General features: G+C 70.2%; 17 protein-coding genes, 1 tRNA gene and 1 pseudogene. 14 read left to right on the top strand and 5 right to left on the bottom strand.

The window, feature by feature from the left end; genetic code table 11:
* Window positions 1–14 precede the first annotated feature (14 nt).
* The 8 genes from rimI (at window position 15) to OM076_RS05020 (ending at window position 8,382) form a co-directional block, all read left to right on the top strand.
* Window positions 15–506: a ribosomal protein S18-alanine N-acetyltransferase gene (rimI, locus tag OM076_RS04985; RefSeq protein WP_270038371.1), complete on the top strand. Its 492-nt coding sequence runs from the start codon at window positions 15–17 to the stop codon at window positions 504–506.
* The gene (gene tsaD / locus OM076_RS04990) at window positions 503–1,483 is read left to right on the top strand and encodes a tRNA (adenosine(37)-N6)-threonylcarbamoyltransferase complex transferase subunit TsaD (protein ID WP_270038372.1); all 981 of its coding nucleotides are present in this window, start codon (window positions 503–505) and stop codon (window positions 1,481–1,483) included. Before rimI ends, tsaD begins: the two co-directional genes overlap by 4 nt.
* 1 nt (window position 1,484) lies before the next feature.
* Window positions 1,485–3,794 carry a S8 family serine peptidase gene (locus OM076_RS04995; RefSeq protein ID WP_270038373.1) on the top strand — a complete coding sequence of 770 codons (2,310 nt, stop codon included), beginning with the start codon at window positions 1,485–1,487 and terminating at the stop codon, window positions 3,792–3,794.
* Complete coding sequence (locus tag OM076_RS05000) at window positions 3,791–4,039, top strand: glutaredoxin family protein (protein WP_270038374.1); 249 nt, start codon at window positions 3,791–3,793, stop codon at window positions 4,037–4,039. The genes OM076_RS04995 and OM076_RS05000 overlap by 4 nt, the downstream gene beginning before the upstream one ends.
* Window positions 4,036–4,728, top strand: coding sequence for a redox-sensing transcriptional repressor Rex (locus OM076_RS05005; RefSeq protein ID WP_270038375.1), 693 nt, complete (start codon window positions 4,036–4,038; stop codon window positions 4,726–4,728). The genes OM076_RS05000 and OM076_RS05005 overlap by 4 nt, the downstream gene beginning before the upstream one ends.
* A gap of 5 nt (window positions 4,729–4,733) precedes the next feature.
* A complete protein-coding gene (locus tag OM076_RS05010; RefSeq protein WP_270038376.1) occupies window positions 4,734–5,861 on the top strand; it encodes a carboxylate-amine ligase in 1,128 nt (375 codons plus the stop codon).
* On the top strand, window positions 5,858–6,265 hold the full coding sequence (locus OM076_RS05015; protein WP_270038378.1) for a hypothetical protein: 408 nt from the start codon (window positions 5,858–5,860) through the stop codon (window positions 6,263–6,265). Before OM076_RS05010 ends, OM076_RS05015 begins: the two co-directional genes overlap by 4 nt.
* A gap of 80 nt (window positions 6,266–6,345) precedes the next feature.
* Window positions 6,346–8,382, top strand: coding sequence for a sodium-translocating pyrophosphatase (locus OM076_RS05020; protein ID WP_270038379.1), 2,037 nt, complete (start codon window positions 6,346–6,348; stop codon window positions 8,380–8,382).
* Here the strand turns inward: OM076_RS05020 and OM076_RS05025 are convergent.
* The 4 genes and pseudogenes from OM076_RS05025 to OM076_RS05040 all read right to left on the bottom strand — a co-directional run bounded on the left by OM076_RS05025 (window position 8,363) and on the right by OM076_RS05040 (window position 10,209).
* Window positions 8,363–8,764: a nuclear transport factor 2 family protein gene (locus tag OM076_RS05025; RefSeq protein WP_270038380.1), complete on the bottom strand. Its 402-nt coding sequence runs from the start codon at window positions 8,762–8,764 to the stop codon at window positions 8,363–8,365. The two genes, OM076_RS05020 and OM076_RS05025, sit on opposite strands and share 20 nt — an antisense overlap.
* Window positions 8,765–8,819: 55 nt before the next feature.
* Entirely contained in the window at window positions 8,820–9,533 is a 714-nt protein-coding gene (locus tag OM076_RS05030; protein ID WP_443732128.1) for a LysR family substrate-binding domain-containing protein, read from the bottom strand.
* A 15-nt stretch (window positions 9,534–9,548) separates the two neighbouring features.
* Window positions 9,549–9,605: pseudogene (locus OM076_RS47100) on the bottom strand (hypothetical protein); the annotation flags it as partial.
* A 61-nt stretch (window positions 9,606–9,666) separates the two neighbouring features.
* Entirely contained in the window at window positions 9,667–10,209 is a 543-nt protein-coding gene (locus OM076_RS05040) for a cysteine hydrolase family protein (RefSeq protein ID WP_270038381.1), read from the bottom strand.
* Between the two features lie 90 nt (window positions 10,210–10,299).
* Between OM076_RS05040 and OM076_RS05045 the strand changes: the two genes are divergently transcribed.
* The 5 genes from OM076_RS05045 to OM076_RS05065 are packed head-to-tail and all read left to right on the top strand — an operon-like array spanning window position 10,300 to window position 15,454.
* Entirely contained in the window at window positions 10,300–12,213 is a 1,914-nt protein-coding gene (locus OM076_RS05045; protein WP_270038382.1) for an amino acid permease, read from the top strand.
* Window positions 12,210–12,362, top strand: coding sequence for a hypothetical protein (locus OM076_RS05050; protein ID WP_270038383.1), 153 nt, complete (start codon window positions 12,210–12,212; stop codon window positions 12,360–12,362). The genes OM076_RS05045 and OM076_RS05050 overlap by 4 nt, the downstream gene beginning before the upstream one ends.
* Window positions 12,359–14,338 carry an amino acid permease gene (locus OM076_RS05055; protein ID WP_270038384.1) on the top strand — a complete coding sequence of 660 codons (1,980 nt, stop codon included), beginning with the start codon at window positions 12,359–12,361 and terminating at the stop codon, window positions 14,336–14,338. Before OM076_RS05050 ends, OM076_RS05055 begins: the two co-directional genes overlap by 4 nt.
* A gap of 10 nt (window positions 14,339–14,348) precedes the next feature.
* A complete protein-coding gene (locus OM076_RS05060; protein WP_270038385.1) occupies window positions 14,349–14,771 on the top strand; it encodes a potassium channel family protein in 423 nt (140 codons plus the stop codon).
* The gene (locus OM076_RS05065) at window positions 14,771–15,454 is read left to right on the top strand and encodes a potassium channel family protein (protein ID WP_270038386.1); all 684 of its coding nucleotides are present in this window, start codon (window positions 14,771–14,773) and stop codon (window positions 15,452–15,454) included. The genes OM076_RS05060 and OM076_RS05065 overlap by 1 nt, the downstream gene beginning before the upstream one ends.
* Window positions 15,455–15,707: 253 nt before the next feature.
* Here the strand turns inward: OM076_RS05065 and OM076_RS05070 are convergent, their stop codons facing one another.
* On the bottom strand, window positions 15,708–16,280 hold the full coding sequence (locus OM076_RS05070) for a helix-turn-helix domain-containing protein (protein ID WP_270038697.1): 573 nt from the start codon (window positions 16,278–16,280) through the stop codon (window positions 15,708–15,710).
* A 328-nt stretch (window positions 16,281–16,608) separates the two neighbouring features.
* Between OM076_RS05070 and OM076_RS05075 the strand changes: the two genes are divergently transcribed.
* Window positions 16,609–16,680, top strand: a tRNA-Gln gene (locus OM076_RS05075).
* Window positions 16,681–16,730 lie beyond the last annotated feature (50 nt).

The raw sequence follows: 16,730 nt of genomic DNA on the forward strand, positions 1-16,730 counted from the left end.
GACCCCCCCGCTTAATGACAGCCCCACCCGCCGCCGCCATCGAGGTCCGCCGACTCACCTACGCCGACCTGCCCGAGGTCGTCGCCATCGAGCGGCGCGCCTTCACGAGCGCGTGGTCGCTGGCGATGTTCGTGCTCGAGCTGTCCAAGCCGTCGGGGATCTGCCTGGCGGCCGTGGTCGAGCGTGAGCTCGCCGGCTACCTCATCTGCTCCCGCTACGACACGGTGTGGCACATCATGAACGTGGCGGTGGACCCGGAACTACGGCGCCGCGGGATCGCCACCGCGTTGCTCTCGCACGTGCTCGAGCGGGTGCATCAGGACGCGCAGCTGACGCTCGAGGTGCGGCGCTCCAATGCGGGGGCGATCACGCTGTACGAGAGCTTCGGCTTTAGGTCCGCCGGGGTGCGCAGGCGCTATTACCAGGACAATGGCGAGGACGCGATCGTGATGTGGCGGACGCCCGCGACCCTGCGCGGCACCCTGGACGACGTCCCCGGCACATGATCCTCGCCCTCGAAACCTCCTGCGACGACACGTGCGCCGCCGTCGTCACGCGCGCGGGCGAGATCCGCTCCAACGTCGTGTCCTCCCAAGCAGTGCACGGGCGCTTCGGCGGCGTCGTGCCGGAATGGGCCTCGCGGCATCACCTCGAGAACGTCAACGCGATCGTCGACCTCGCGCTGCAGCAGGCGGGCGCGACGTTGGACGACGCGGAGCTGATCGCGGTCACGCAAGGGCCCGGCCTGGTCGGCGCGCTGCTGATCGGGGTCGCGACGGCGAAGGGCTTGGCCGCGTCGCGCCGGCTGCCGCTCGCGGCGGTCGACCACCTGCAGGGCCACGTGGCGGCGAACTTCCTCGAGGAGGGCTTCGAGCCGCCGTTCATCTGCCTGCTGGCCAGCGGCGGCCACACGCTGATCGCGCGGGTGACCGATCACCGCGGGTACGAGACGCTCGGCCAGACGCTTGACGACGCCGCCGGCGAGGCCTTCGACAAGGGCGCGCGGCTGCTCGGCCTCGGCTACCCCGGTGGGCCGGCGCTCTCGAAGCTGGCGTCGGAGGGAGATCCGACCGCGTTCAAGTTCCCGACCGCGGCGCGGGTCGCGGGGCTGGACTTCTCGTTCGCCGGGCTGAAGACCGCGCTCCTGTACAAGGTCCGCGACCTCGGCCCGGAGGAGACCGCCCGGCAGGCGGCAGACCTCGCCGCGTCCTACGAGTTCGCGATCGTCGAGGCGCTGATCATGCGTGTCGAACGCGCGCTGGAGGCCGAGAACGAGCCGCGGTTGGCGATCGGCGGCGGCGTCGCCGCGAACCGCCTGCTGCGCGAGCGAGCCGCCGCGATCGGCGTCCCGGTCCACGTGCCCGAACACGCGCTGTGCACCGACAACGCGGCGATGATCGCCTCCGCTGCCCGCTGGGTCGAGCCGCAGCCGTTCCCGGACTACCTCGCGCTCGACGCGTACGCGACCCGCCGCGCCGCCTGACGTGACCAAAACCCGCGCGGGTATCGGGATCGCCGTCTTGGCGGTCGTCGCGGTGCTGGTCGTGGTCCTGCTCTCTGGCGGCGCCGGGCCGATTCCCGGCGTGGTCGTGAAGCCGGAACCGTCGCTCGCCGACCCGGTGCCCTACGACGGGCGCAGCCCGATCCTCGTCGCCGAGACCGAGCAGCGGGTGCTGATCGAGCTGCAGCGGCCCGCGCTCGGCGAGCTCAAGGACGCGCGGGCGCTGGGGGCGGCCAAGCAGCTGCTCGAGATCAAGTCGCTCAAGCGCGAGCAGATCGCGCTGCGCGGAGCCCTCCAGGCGCGCGGCGTGCAGTTGCGCGACGTCGTCTCCTACTACCGCGTGTGGAACGGCTTCGCGGCGACGGTCAAGACGAGCGACATCCCGCGGTTGAGCTATCCCGGGTCGCAGGTGCGGACCGTCCGCCGTGCGTTCCCCGCCTCCAGCGAGCCGGTCCCCGTGCCCGCCAAGTCCCCGCTCACGAGGGCCGATCTCAACCAGACGCCGCCGGTCGCCGTGCTCGACACCGGGATCGACAGCAAAGCGCTCGCGGGATACGCCGACCCCGGCTACGACGCCGTCGATCGCGACCGCGACCCCAAACCCGGGAGCCTGGACGGCCGCAAGGAGACCAGCGGGACCGCCCTCGCGGGCGTCATCGCCCAGCTGCACCAGCGGGTCCTGCCGATCCGGATCGCCTCCTTCCGCGCCGTCGGCGGCGCCACCGAGGCCCAGGCGACCACCGACGAGCTGATCGCCGGCCTCGAGCACGCGGTCGACCCCAACGGGGACGGAGACACGTCCGACCACGTCCCGGTCGCGCTGATCGGCGTCAACGCGCCCTACGCCGGCTTCACCCACTCGCCTGAGGCCGAAGCCGTCAAGGGTGCGTCCGGTCTGGGGACGCTGGTGGTCGCGCCCGCCGGCAACGAGGGCGCCGCGGCGCCGGGGAGCGGGACGATCGGCTCACCCGCCTCCGCCCCCGACTCGCTGGCCGTCGGCGCGCTGGCCGGCCGCGAACCGCAACCCCGCACCAAGATCACGCTGGCCGGCGAAGCCCTCGTCGACGGCGCGGTGCTGGCCGGCGACCCGCCGCCCTCCGGCCAGACCGCGGGTCCGGTCACGGCGACCGACACGGCGGCGCTCGGCAAGTCCCTGACCCGCATCCGCGACAAGATCGTGATCGTCAAGGCGGGCGCGAACCCGAGCTTGCAGGCCGCGGCGGCGTCCGCGATCGGCGCCCGCGCCGTCGTGATCGCCGATCCGCGCGATCAGCCGTTGCCCGCGATGGCCGCCGGCCGCTCCGCGGTGCCCGTCATCGGCGTCACGGGCGAGCCCGCGAAGCAGCTCTTGAACGCCAAGCCGGGCACGGAGATCGCGTTCGCCGGCACCGCGCGCGGAGCGCAGTCCGACGCGCCGCGCGGGCAGCAGATCTCACCCAACACGTCGCAGGGACCGACGGCGAGCGGTTTGCCGAAGCCCGATCTGGCCTCGTTCGGCAGCGCGCTGACGGTCGGCGTGGGCGGCGGGACCGTCGTCGCCGGCGGCAGCGCGGTCGCCGCGGCGACCGTGGCCGGCTACGCCGCGCGGCTCGCGCAGCAGCGACCGGAGCTCAGCCCGGCCGAGCTGCGCGCGAACCTGATCGCCGGCGGCGTTCCCGAACGGCTCCCCGCGAGCCGGACGGGCGCGGGCGCCGCGCAGGACGGGTTCAGCGCGGTCACCGCGGATCCGCCCACCGCGGTCTCGGGCGCGCTGGACCCGGTCAGCACGGAGCTCTCGGGCACGGCCAGCGACGCCGTGACCCTCAAGGCCTCCGACGGCGCCGCCGCCCAGCCGGCGACCGCGCAGCTCGTCCCGGGCACACCCACGGCCGTGACCGTGCGGCTCGCGAAGCCGGGGACCGTCTTCGGCCGCCTGCAGGTCACCGACCGCAACGGGCTCGCGGCGACGGTCCCGTGGCTGGTCCGCCCGGACGCGGTCGACCCGGTCACGGTCGGCGCGCTGAAGGTCACCGGCGGTCGCCGGGTGCGCTTCACCCTCGGCTCGTTCAAACGCGGCGCGCAGACCGAGATCCAGGTGGCGGAGCGCCTGGTGCTCGATCTCGTCGACGCCCAGGGCAACGTCCGCCGCAGCCTCACGGTCAAGGGCGGTGCCCGCGATCTGATGCCCGCCGAGTACGCCTACGCGATCCCCCGAGCGAGTCTCCCCAGCGGGAGCTACGCCTTCCGCGTCCGCGCCTGGGCGCCCCGCCAGAAGGACCCGACCGTCCAGCGCAGCGCGCTGATTCGCCGATGAGCACGGTCACGCTGTACTCACGACCGGGTTGCCACCTCTGCGAAGAGGCCAAAGTGGTGCTCGAGCGCGTGCAAGCGACCGTCTTCTTCAACCTTCATGAGATCAACATCGAGGCCGACGATGCCCTGCACCTCCGGTACCTCGAGCGGATCCCGGTGATCGCCCTCGACGGTGAGGAGCTGTTCGACTACTTCGTCGACGAGGAGGCTCTCACGCGGCGCATTCTCTATCGTGAGGGCGGATGAGTTTCGGCGACGTCGCCACCAAGACCGGCGGCGGCGGCGCACAGCAGGGCGATGGCGGCTTGGGTCCGCTTTCCGACCGCCTCTCGCTCGGCGTGGCCGCCCGTCTTTCGCGTTACCTCCAAGTCCTCACCCAGGCCCGCAAGATGGGTAAGGAGACCATTTCGTCTCAGGAGCTGTCCGAGTACACGCATGTGAACTCGACCCAGATCCGGCGCGATTTGAGCGGGTTCGGCAAGTTCGGCAAGCGCGGGGTCGGCTACAACGTCGACAGCCTGGTCAGCCAGATCCGCAAGATCCTGCGCACCAGCGGCCAGCACAACATCGCGCTCTTCGGCGCCGGGCACCTCGGCAAGGCGATCGCCTCCAGCGACATCTTCGCCGACCACGGCTTCCGCGTCGTCGCGATCTTCGACCCGGATCCGGCCAAGTTGGGCGAGAAGGTCGGGCCCGCGCTGGTCCGCCATCCGGACGACCTGAAGGCGATGGTCGAGGAGGAGGACATCGTCGTCGGCGTCCTCGCCGTCCCGACGGCCGCCGCCCAGGCGCTCGCCGACAAGCTGGTCGACGCGGGTGTGAAGATCATCTTCAACTACTCCGAGGCGTTGCTGCAGGTGCCGCCCGAGGTGACGGTGCACACCTCGAGCCCGGCTGTGGACCTCCTGTACGCGCTCTACTTCTACCTGACCTGAGGCCGATGGATCTGGATGCTGCCCGGGAGGTCTTCGAGACCTCCCAGGACCTGACGGTTGGAATCGAGGAGGAGTGGGGCCTCGTCGATCCGACGACGCTCGAGCTCGTGCCGAAGTTCGAGGTGATGCGCGACGACGGCCTCGCCGACGACGTGCTCAAGGACGCGATCGCGGGCGAGCTGATCTCGTCGGAGATCGAGATCCGCTCCGGCCGCGGGGAGAACCTGCAACACGCGCTGCAACTCCAGCGCGAAGCGCGCCGGCGGCTGTTCGCCCTGGCCGACAAGCACGGCGTGACGCTGGCGAGCACCGGCACGCACCCTCTGTCGGACTACCGCCGGCAGCACATCATCGACACCGAGCACTACCGCCGCGTGCAGGACGGGCTCCAGTACGTCGCCCGGCGCAACAACACGTTCGCGCTGCAGGTCCACATCGGCGTTCAGGGTGGCGACCGCGCGATCAAGGTCTGCGACCGGCTGCGTCCCGTGCTGCCGACGCTGCTGGCCATCAGCGCGAACTCGCCCTACATCGACGGCCAGGACTCCGGCCTGCACTCGGCCCGCACGCAGACCTTCACGAAGTCCTTCCCGCGCTGCGGCATCCCGGACGTCTTCGGCACCTGGCGCAACTGGCAGAACTACGTGCAACTGCTGCTGGACACCAACTCGATCGTCGAGTTCACCCAGCTGTGGTGGTCGGTCCGCGCGCACCATTCCTTCGGGACGATCGAGGTCCGCATCTGCGATGCCCAGACCACCGGCACCGAGGCTGACGGCCTCGTCGAGCTGATCGTGGCCTGCGTCGCGCAGGCGCTGCGCGAGGTCGACGCGGGCGAGACGCCGCCCGACTTGCCCGGGCACCTGATCGAGGAGAACATGTGGCGTGCGCTGCGCTACGGCCAGGACGGCATGTTGCTCGACCTCGAAGGCCCGAAGATCGTGGAATATCCTGCAGCGGAGGCGATTGATCGCCTGAAGGCGTGGACCGGCGTCGATGTTGCGTTGCCCACGCTCAACGGCGCCCAGCGCCAGCGGCGGATGATCGACGCCGGCCATTCGCCCTACGAAGTCTTCAAGCAGTGCGTCGAAGAGACGCGCGCGACGTACCCGGCACAGGAGAAGGTCCAGTGACACAGCCCCCTCCGCAGCGTGAGTTCAGCGACGAGGAGATCGCGGCGATCGAAGCCGAGATGGAGCGGCTGACGGTCGACGATGTCCTTTTGCAGACGCTGGTGACCCTGATCAACCTCGGCGCGCGCAAGGCCGGCCTGGCCACGCAGCCGGGGGAGGAGCCCGCGAACCGCGATCTGGAGCAGACCCGTCAGGCCATCGAGGGCGCCCGCGCGCTGCTGCCGGTGCTCGAGGCGCGCCACGGTCAGGAGCTCGCGCCGATCAAGGACGCGCTCGCGCGCCTGCAGATGGCCTTTGTGCAGCTTTCCGGTGGAACGCCGCCGCCCGCCGCTCCCGTCGAGGAAAAGCCTGAGGGAGCGGGCCCGGCGCAATCCTCCGGACGCCTCTGGGTCCCCGGTCAGTAACCGCGCGGTAGACTCCGCGCCTCCTACGGCGGCCCTCTCCGGGCCGTCGTTTCGCGTTGTCTGAGTCCAGAGAGGTCCTCGTGTCCAGTTTCCTGTCCGACCACGGCGCATTGCTCGCCGTCGTCTGCGCGTTGCTCGCCGTGGCGTACGGCGTCGTGACGACGCGATCGTTGCTCGCGCTGTCGCCGGGCAACGAGACCATGCAGCGGCTCTCCGCAGCCGTTCAGGAAGGCGCCCAGGCCTACCTGAAGCGCCAGTACACGGTGATCGGCGCGGTCGGCGTGGTGCTCTTCATCGCGCTGATCCCGATCCAGAACATCGAGGTCGCGATCGGCTTCGCCGTCGGCGGCTTCGCGTCCGCGGCGGCCGGCTTCATCGGCATGAACGTCTCGGTGCGGGCCAACGCCCGCGTGGCCGAGGCGGCCCGCGGCGGCATCGGCCCGGCGCTCAACGTCGCCTTCCGCGGCGGCGCCGTCACCGGCATGCTCGTCGTCGGCCTGGCGCTGCTCGGCGTCGCCGGCTACTACGGGATCCTCACCTGGATCTTCGACGTCGACACCAAGAAGGCCGTCGACGCGCTGATCGGCCTCGGCTTCGGCGGCTCGCTGATCTCCGTGTTCGCCCGTCTGGGCGGCGGCATCTTCACCAAGGGCGCCGACGTCGGCGCCGACATCGTGGGCAAGATCGAGGCCGGCATCCCGGAGGACGATCCCCGCAACCCGGCCGTGATCGCCGACAACGTGGGCGACAATGTCGGCGACTGCGCCGGCATGGCCGCCGACCTCTTCGAGACCTACGCGGTCACCGCGGTCGCCGTGATGCTCCTCGGCGTCCTGACCTTCCCGCTGCAGACGGCCGTCGTGCTGTTCCCGTTGGTGCTCGGCGCCGTCTCGATCGTCGCGTCGATCATCGGCACCTTCTTCGTCAAGGGCGACAACGTCGAGCGCGCGCTCTACCAGGGCGTGATCGTCGCCGGCGTCATCTCCGCCGTGCTGTTCATCCCGATCACCTACTGGATGATGGACAGCCTCCGCGGCCTGCGCGCGCCCGACTGGACCGACATCTACTTCTGCGCGCTGATCGGCCTCGGCGTCACCGGCGCGCTGTTCGTCATCACCGACTACTACACGTCGACCCGCTTCAAGCCGGTCAAGTCGACCGCGGCCGCGTCGGAGACCGGCCACGCCACGAACATCATCCAGGGCCTCGCCATGGGCCTGCAGGCGACGGCCGCTCCCGCGATCGTCATCGTGCTCGCCATCTGGGGCGCCTCGGAGCTGGCCGGGACCTACGGCATCGGCGTCGCCGTCATGTCGCAGCTCTCGCTCTGCGGCCTGATCGTCGCGCTCGACGCGTTCGGCCCGATCACCGACAACGCCGGCGGCATCGCCGAGATGGCGAACATGCCGGAGTCGGTCCGCAACGTCACGGACCCCCTGGACGCCGTCGGCAACACCACCAAGGCCGTCACCAAGGGTTACGCCATCGGCTCCGCCGCGCTGGCCGCCCTCGTGCTCTTCGCCGCCTTCAAGATCGAGCTGCAGGCCGAGCTCGGCAAGCCGGTCCAGTTCCTGCTCGACGACCCGCACGTCCTCATGGGCCTGCTGATCGGCGGCATGATGGTCTGTCTCTTCGCCGCCCTGTCGATGGCGGCCGTCGGCCGCGCCGGCCAGGCCGTCGTCGAAGAGGTGCGCCGCCAGTTCCGCGAGCACCCGGGCATCATGGACGGCACCGAGCAGCCGGAGTACGGCCAGTGCGTCGACATCGTCACCAAGGCCGCCCAGCGCGAGATGATCATCCCGTCGCTGATCCCGATCGTGATCACGCTGATCGTCGGCATCCTGTCGGACACCATGCTCGGCGGCCTGCTGATCGGCGTCATCGTCGTCGGCCTCTTCTTCGCCGTTCTGATGACGTCGGGCGGTGGCGCGTGGGACAACGCCAAGAAGCTGATCGAGGACGGCGCCCACGGCGGCAAGGGCTCTGAGGCTCATGCGGCCTCCGTGACCGGCGACACCGTCGGCGACCCGTTCAAGGACACGGCCGGCCCGGCCATCAACCCGATGATCAAGGTGGCGAACATCGTCGCCCTGCTGATCATCCCGCTGATCGCGTAAAGGCACTCAGCGCGTAGTCGGTGTCCATGTACTCGCGGACGGTGACGATCTCGCCGTCCGCGAGGGTGAACACGGCGGCGCAGTGGTTCTCGTAGGGCGCGCCGTCGGCCGTCCGCGCGCGTGAGGTCCATTCGAGCGCGACGCGGTCGTCCTCGGCGGTGAGGCTCGTGATCTCGAGCGACACCGAGCCGGGCGCGTACAGCTTCCGTACCTGGCCGAAGAAGTCGTCCATGATCGCGTCGCGGCCGTTCCACGTGCCCGAGAGCGGCAGTTCGCCGTCGAGCGTCCACGTGGCGTGCTCGGCGAACGACGCACGGACGGTCGGCTGATCGCCCGTCTGGAGGGCGTGGACGTAGCGTTCGATCAGTTCGCGATTGCTCATGCCGTTGACCGTACGTCCGGCCGCGCGAGCACGGAAAGACCGGATCGGCATGAAGTCAGAGCCAGCCGAGGTCGGTCGCGATCGTCTGTGTCGCTTCGAGGAAGCGGGTGGTCGCGGGGGAGCGGTTGAGCGGGCGGACGAGCAGGTGGACGTCGAGCGTCGCGCCGATCGGGCGCCAGACGAGGCCTGGCGCTGAGGCCGACTCGCCGACGATCGCCACCGCCTCGCCTTCGGCCACGGGCGTGAACGCGAAGTCGACGGCGACGGTTCGCTCGATCACGCGCGGCGGCGTCGCGAACAGCCCGAGCAGCGCGTCGTAGTGGCCCGGGTTCTGCTCGCGCGGGTGGACGAGGACCGGGTCGGCGATTGCTTCGAGCGAGACGGTCGCCTGCCGGGCCAGCGGGTGGCCGGGCGGCAGGAGGACGCCCTGAGGCTCGCGGCGCATGACGATCCCGCCCTCGGCGCAGCGGACGATGCCGACGTCGAGCGTCCCGTCCGCGACGCCCGCGACGATCGCGGGAGTCGGGAGGACGCGGGTCGTGATGCGCAGGTCCGGGAGCCGGTCGGCGAGTTCGGCGAGCAGCCGGGGCGCGGTCTCGTAGGCGGCGCTGGACCCGTAGGCGAGCTCGATCGACCCCTTCGCACCGCTCGCGACCCGCTCGACGTCGCGCCACAGCTCGTCGGCGGCGTCGAGCAGCGCCGGCGCACGCCGGAGCAGCAGCGCGCCTGCCTCGGTCAACTCGACGTCGTGGGTGGTGCGTGTGAGCAACTCGGTCCCGAGCTCTTGCTCGAGCAGCCGGATCTGGCGGCTCAGCGCGGGCTGGGCGACGTGCAGCCGCTGCGCGGCGCGCGTGAAGTTGCGCTCCTGCGCGACCGCGACGAAGTAGCCGAGACGCCGGAGGTCAGGCGTCGAGCACCGCTTTGGTCGTCACGATCGTGGCGAACTCCCCGTCGAGGTTCGTCGCGGTCGCGTGGGTGAGCTGGTCGGCGGTCATGTCGCCGCGGTCGAACGTGTGGGTGGCGTCGATGACGAAGCGCACGTCGTAGCCGAGGTTCCCGCCCATGCGGGCGGTCGTCTCGCAGCAATGGTTCGTCGTGATCCCGCACAGCACCAGCGTCTTGATGCGGCGGTCCTGCAACCACCGGTGCAGGTCCGGGTCCCCGTAGAAGCACGAGTTGGTGTGCTTGGAGACGATCACGTCGGGGTCGCCGGTGATCATGTCCTTGAACGCGTTGCCCGGATTGTCGGGCCGCAACGGGGAACCGACCTCGGTCGAGTCGTGACGGACGAACACGATCGGGCGATCCTTCACCTGCCAGAGCGCGAGCAGTGAGGCGATGTTGGCCTCGCAGCCGGGATTGTTGCGCGGGCCCCAGTAGTCGGCGTCGTCGAACCCTTTCTGGACGTCGACGACGAGAAGGGCGGCATTCGGGTCATCGATCACGACACGTGATGGTGACGGCTTTCTCACGAACGCGCTTACGGGATCGCATCCCGGTCGTCCGCGCGGGCCGCCTAGAATCGCGCTCAGCACATGGCAAGACGCCGGTTGGAAGGACTAGAGCGGGTTCTGGGGGTCAACGCCCTCTTCTCGACGGCCTACGGGAACGTCGGTTCCTCGATCTATTACGCGCTCGGTCTGGTGGCGAGCTACGCGCTCGGCCTGACGCCGCTGGTCTTCATCATCACCGGCTTCTTCTTCCTCTGCACGGCGGCGTCGTACGCCGAGGCAACGACGATGTACCCGGAGGCCGGCGGGTCGAGCTCGTTCGCACGGCGCGCGTTCAACGAGTTCTGGTCGTTCTTCGCCGCCTGGGCGCAGATGCTCACCTATGTGGCGACGATCGCCACGAGCGCGTTCTTCGTCCCGCACTACCTCGGCGGGCTCTTCTGGGACGGCCTCAAGCACTCCCCGGGCGACGTCATCTTCACGTGCATCACGATCGCGATCCTCGGCGCGATCAACATCGTCGGCGTCAAGGAGTCCACGGGCGTCAACGTCCTGCTCGCCGTCGTGGACTTCCTCACGCAGCTGCTGCTGGTACTGATCGGCGTCTTCCTCGTCTTCGACCCGCAGGTGCTGATCGACAACGTGCATTTCGGCGTCGCGCCGACGTGGACGAACTTCGTGCTCGCGATCCCGATCGGCATGCTCGCGTACACGGGCATCGAGACCGTCTCGAACATGTCCGAGGAGGCCAAGGACGAGTCGACGACGATCCCGAAGGCGATCGCGCGCGTGCGCCTGGCCGTGTTCGCGATCTACTTCACCCTGCCCGCCGTCGCGCTCTCCGCGCTGCCGGTGAAGCTGGTCGACGGCAAGTACCAGACGCTCTTGGGCGTGCCGGACGATCAGGGCGGCTCGGCCGGGGACCCGGTGCTGGGCGTGGTGCGGGCGATGGACCTCGGCGTCCTGCAGAAGCCCGCGGAGCTCTACGTCGGCCTGCTCGCCGCCACGATCCTGTTCCTGGCGACCAACGCCGGGCTGATCGGCATCTCCCGGCTCGTGTACTCGATGGGCATCCACCGCCAGCTGCCCGACGCTCTGCGCCGGCTGCACCCGAAGTACCGCACGCCGTGGATCGGCATCATCGTCTTCAGCGGCTTCGCGATCCTCGTGACGCTGCCCGGCAAGGCGACGTTCCTCGGCAGCGTCTACTCCTTCGGCGCCCTGCTGAGCTTCACCATGGCCCATCTCGCGGTGATCCGGCTGCGGATGACCAAACCGGACTTCCCGCGCCCCTATCGCGGCCCGGGCAACGCGAAATGGCGCGGGGTCGATTGGCCGCTGTTCGCCGTCGCCGGCGGCACCTTCACCGCGATCGCGTTCGTCGTGATCGTCGTCCTGAACCCCACCGTGGCGGCGTTCGGCGTCGGCTGGCTGATCCTCGGGATGGTCGTCTACCTGCTCTTCCGCCGCCGGCAGGGCCTGGACCTCACCTCGACGCACAAGGTCGCCATTCCCCAGCCGGTGGTCGATCACGAGGCCGAGTACGACTCGGTCCTGGTCCCGATGGGCTCCGATCACTACGACGAGTCCGTCGTCGCGACGGCGGCCAAGCTCGCCGCGCGCCGCCGGCGCGGGATCCACGTGCTGGCGATGGTGACGGTGCCGAGCGCGCTGCCGATCGACGGGCCGATGCCCGAGCAGGAGGCGGCCGCGCAGTCGCTGATCGAGCAGGCGCGGGTGCAGGCGGGCGCGCGGGTGTCGGGCCACGTCGAGCGGGTCCGCACGGGACAGGCGGGGCGGCGGATCATCGAGGAGGCCATCGACATGCGCGCGGCGGCGATCGTGATGCCGCTGCCGGAGCGCGTCAACGGCGCCTCCCTGTTCGGCAAGACCCTGGAGACCGTGCTCGCCGAGCGGCCCTGCCGCGTGATAATCGAGTCCGCGCCCGCGCCCGAGAAGGCCAAGCGCCGGGCGCTAGAGAGGGCACTGACCGCATGAGGGGCCTGCTCCTGCCGATCCTGATGGTGCTCATCGGCATCGCGCTGATCATCCGCATGGCCGCGATCGGGACGATCATCGGGATCGTCCTCGGCGTGCTGTTCATCGCCGCCGGCGCCGGCCGGATCTACCTGGAGCGCCGCGCATGAAGGTCACACCGCTCAAGCGCCAGCTGGGCTCGCCCGCGCTGTTCGGGATCGTCCAGGGCTTCATCGCCGCGTCGATCTACTTCTCGACGGGGCTGGTCGCCGAGCGCGCGCTGGGGCTCACGTGGGCCGTCTTCCTGGCCGGCGGCGTCCTGTTCGCGGTGATCGTGCCGTCCTACGTCGAAGGCGCCTCGCTGCACCAGGAGCGCGGCGGCGCGACGGTGATCGCCCGCTACGCGTTCAACGAGCTGGTCAGCTTCATCGCCGGCTGGGCGATCTGCCTCGACTACCTGATCCTCGTCGCGCTGTGCGCCTTCGCCTCCACCGACTACCTCGCGCTGTTCTGGAGCGGCTTCAGCGAGGGCCTGAGCGAGTTCCTGATCGCCAGCGCGATCGTGCTCTACGTCGCGCTGATGGCGATCCGCGGGGCGGGGCCGCGGCACTTCGAACGGGCTGCCGTGTTCGTGCTGGGCGACCTGATCCTGCAGCTGCTGATCGTCGGATTCGGGATGGCGCTGATCTTCCAGCCCGAGGTGCTGACCGATCCGTCCTCGATCGCCGGCTCGCCGTCGATGGAGGACATGATCTTCGCGTTCCCGCTCGTGCTGGTGGCGTTCAGCGGGATCGACGCGTCCTCCGGCCTGGCGGGGCAGGTGGCGATCGGCCGCCGGGGGCTGCGACGGCTGATCGGCGTGCGCCTGGTCGCCGCGATGGTGCCGTACCTCGGGATCGCGCTGGTGGCCTCCGCCGCGCTGCCGCCGACCGACGGGAAGTTCGTCGAGGCGCCGATGCTGGGGATCGCCGACGCGTTCGAGCAGGCCTGGATTCGCGAGCCCGCGAAGTACCTCGTGGCGATCTCCGCGCTCGTGATCCTCATCAGCGCCGCCCAGGCGGCGATGCTGGGGCTCTCGCGGCTCGGCTACGCGCTGGCCGTCAACCGGCAGATCCCGTCGAAGGTCGGCTCACTCAGCCGCACGCGCGCCACGCCGGTGGGCATCATCGGCTTCGGCGCGGTGATGGCGATCTGCCTGCTGATCCCCGCCGACCTCGAGTTCCTGGCCGCGATCTGCGCGTTCGGGGCGACGATCGCGTTCACGATCGTGGGCGCGTCGGTCGTCTGGCTGCGTTACAAGGAGCCCGATCGCGACCGGCCGTACCGGATGCCGCTCAACGTCCGCTTCCGCGGCGGGTCGCTGCCGATCCCGGCCGTGCTGTGCGTCGTGATGTCGTCGATCGCGTTCCTGTCGCTGCTGATCGAGCACGGCAGCGCGCGCTGGGTCGGCGTCATCTGGATGGCCGCGGGCGTCTCGCTGTACGTCGGCTACCGCACGTCACAGGGCAAGCCGGTGCTCAAGCGGGTCACCGTGCCCGAGGCCGCGCTGACCCATCGCGCCGCCGAGGCCGAGTTCGGCTCGATGCTCGTCCCGATCCTCGGCACGCCGCTGGACGACGACATCATGCAGACCGCCGGCCGGCTGGCCGCCGAGGAGAACGCGGACGACGGCGAGGGCGGCGCGGTGATCGAGGCGCTGTGGATCTTCGAGGTTCCGATGGCGTTGCCCCTGGACACTCGCGTGCCCGACCCTGAGCTCAAGCGCGCCCGCGCGGCCCTGAACCGCGCGAAGGCCGTGGGCGAGGAGTACCAGGGCGTCGAGGTCGCCACGGCCGTCGTGCGCGCCCGCCGCGCCGGGCAGGCGATCGTGCGTGAGGCCAAGCGACGGGGCGTCGAGGCGATCGTTCTCGCCGCGGAGGAGCCCACGCGGGTGGGCGGCGGCCTGCGGCTGGGTGGCAAGCCGGGACTGCACGACACGAGCGTGGGGGAGACGACGCGCTACGTCGTCAACAAGGCGCATTGCAGGGTGATTCTCACCGCGCCGCCCGCCAAGAAGGCGCTCGATCCGATGGGTCCGGTGCCCTCGGAGCCGCCGCTCCCGCTCGGCCACGCGCTCGGCGTGTCCGAATCCAACGGCGCTCGCTAGGGTTCTGACCGTGTTCGTACTCGTGGTCGGGGCGGGGCGCGTAGGAGCTGCCCTTGCAACCTCAGCGCTGGGAAATGGTCACATCGTGTCGGTCCTCGACGAGGATCCGCTTTCGCACGAGCGCCTGGACGTCGAGCTCGGGCGCTCCTGGGAAGAGGCGGGTGGCCGCTTCACGATCGGGACGGCCATGGAGGTCGATGCGTTGATCGAGGCCGGAGTCGAGGAGGCTGACGTGTTCATCGCCTCCACCAACGGCGACAACACCAACCTCGTCGTCTCGCAGATCGCGCAGCGGCGGTTCGGCGTCGACCGGGTGATCGCCCGCGTGCTCGACCCGCGCCGCGCCGCGTGGTACTCCGAGCAGGGCCTGCAGACGATCTGCCCGACCCAGATCGCCATCGAGCAGCTGCAGCAGGCGGCGTTCAGCGCGTAATGGACACCGATCTCTACGTCATCATCGCCGGCGCGGGCAAGGTCGGCTGGAATCTCGCGCGCGAGCTGCTCGAGAAGGGGCACGAGGTCACCTGCATCGAGCAGGACCGGCGCCGCTACCTGACCGTCGAGCAGGAGCTCGAGCACGCAGTCCAGTACGGCGACGCCACCGAGCTGTGGGTCCTCGAGCGCGCCGGCATCCAGCGCGCCGACCTCGTGGTCGCGGTCACCGGCGACGACGAGGACAACCTCCTGATCTGCCAGGTCGCGAAAGAGAAGTATTTGTGCGAGCGGATCATCGCCCGCGTCAACAACCCCCGCAACCTCGACCACTTCAAGCTGCTCGGCATCCAGCCTGCGGTGTCGGCGACCGACCTGATCCTGCGCCTGATCGAGCACGAGGTCCCGCGCTACGGGCTCGTGCACCTGCTCGACCTGCCGGAGGAGCGGCTCGAGATCATCGAGCTCGTGGTCTCTGACGACGCGCCCGCGGCGGGCCAGGCGATCGCCCAGATGGGCCTTCCCGACGGCGCGCTGGTGATCTCCGTACTGCGCGGAGGCTCGGGTTTCGTGCCCAAGGCGGACACGGTCGTGGAGGCCGGCGACGAGGTTCTGGTCGTGCTCGATCCGGGGATCGAGGACGACATCACGGCCAAGTTCGTCGGACAGAACGGGCTCGGCTGAGCACAAATGCTGCGGCTAAGGCCGCATTCCCGTACCATTCGTCACAACAGAGTCTCGACGTCGCCGGAGCGCCTTACCCCGCGCTCTGCCTGCGAACAAGGGCACCCCTCCGCCCTGGGCCCAGTGGGCGATGGCGACGCGAGCGGCAGGCGGTCCGCCCCTACCCCGGGGCGGGCCGCCACACCGCCGTTCGTTCTGGCGTGGCGGAGCGGCCGGCCTCGGGTGAGGCCGGCGCTGCGCGAATTTCGCTCTGCTAGGCGGAGTGGCGCTCGAACGCGACGCTGGTGCGCTCCACCACGGGGCGCTGGCGCGCCTCAGGCGGGTCACCGAGCAGGAGCCAGCCACCGTCGGGACGGCGCTCGACCTCGCCGCGGCTGATCAGCTGGCCGAGCGCGGTCGTGACGGACGGGCGACGCGCGCCGACCATGCCGGCGAGCGTGCGGTGCGGCAGACGGAGCGAGACGACGACGCCGTTGGGCGCCACCCGTCCCCAGCGCTCCGCCAGGCACCACAGCAGTGCAAGCAATCGGTCATCCACGCGGGTGAGGTGGGCGATCGCTTGCATCACGACCAGGCGTTCCGCCCGGCGGGCGGCGCGCTCCACCAATGAGGCGAAGATCTCCGGCCACTGCGCGGCTCGCACCGCGAGGGCCTGATCGATCACCGCGAGGCGGACCGTGCTCAGCGCACTCCACTCGACGGTGCGCGGAAGCAGGACCTCCGCGTCCCGATCCTCCCACGCCCGCAGGAGATCGCCCGGGCCGAGCAACTCGGCACAGGGATGGTCTCCGACGATCGCTTCTCTGACGAGCAGGCCGTCGAGCACGAGCAAGCCGATCGGGTTCGTCCCACCCGCAAGAGCGCGAGCGGGCGACCACGGGCCGCGCGGGACGTCGATCGCCCGGGCGAAAAGACGTTGACTGACCTCGCGTACGCGCCTCGGATCGAGCCCGCGAGCGAGCTCAGGATCTGCTTCTAGAAGCTGTACGGAGCCGTTACCGGCGTCTGGCATTACGAGCAGAACCCTCGTCGTTCGAAGGGAGCGGGCATCCCCACTGGGCCGACCTGCAATGTAGCGCTGAGAATACCTCTGGGGAAGGACAACGGGACGGGGTGGTCCGGCCGGAGGGTCCTATACTGCAGCGCCGACCCGTTGCCGGGTGGTGTAATTGGCAGCACACCAGTCTCTGGATCTGGGAGTTGGGGTTCGAGTCCCTGCCCGGCAGTTTGTCCGTATCGGTCACCATCGCGGAGCGTTTCAACGGTCCGCCCGGGA

The sequence above is a fragment of the Solirubrobacter ginsenosidimutans genome (assembly GCF_027587205.1).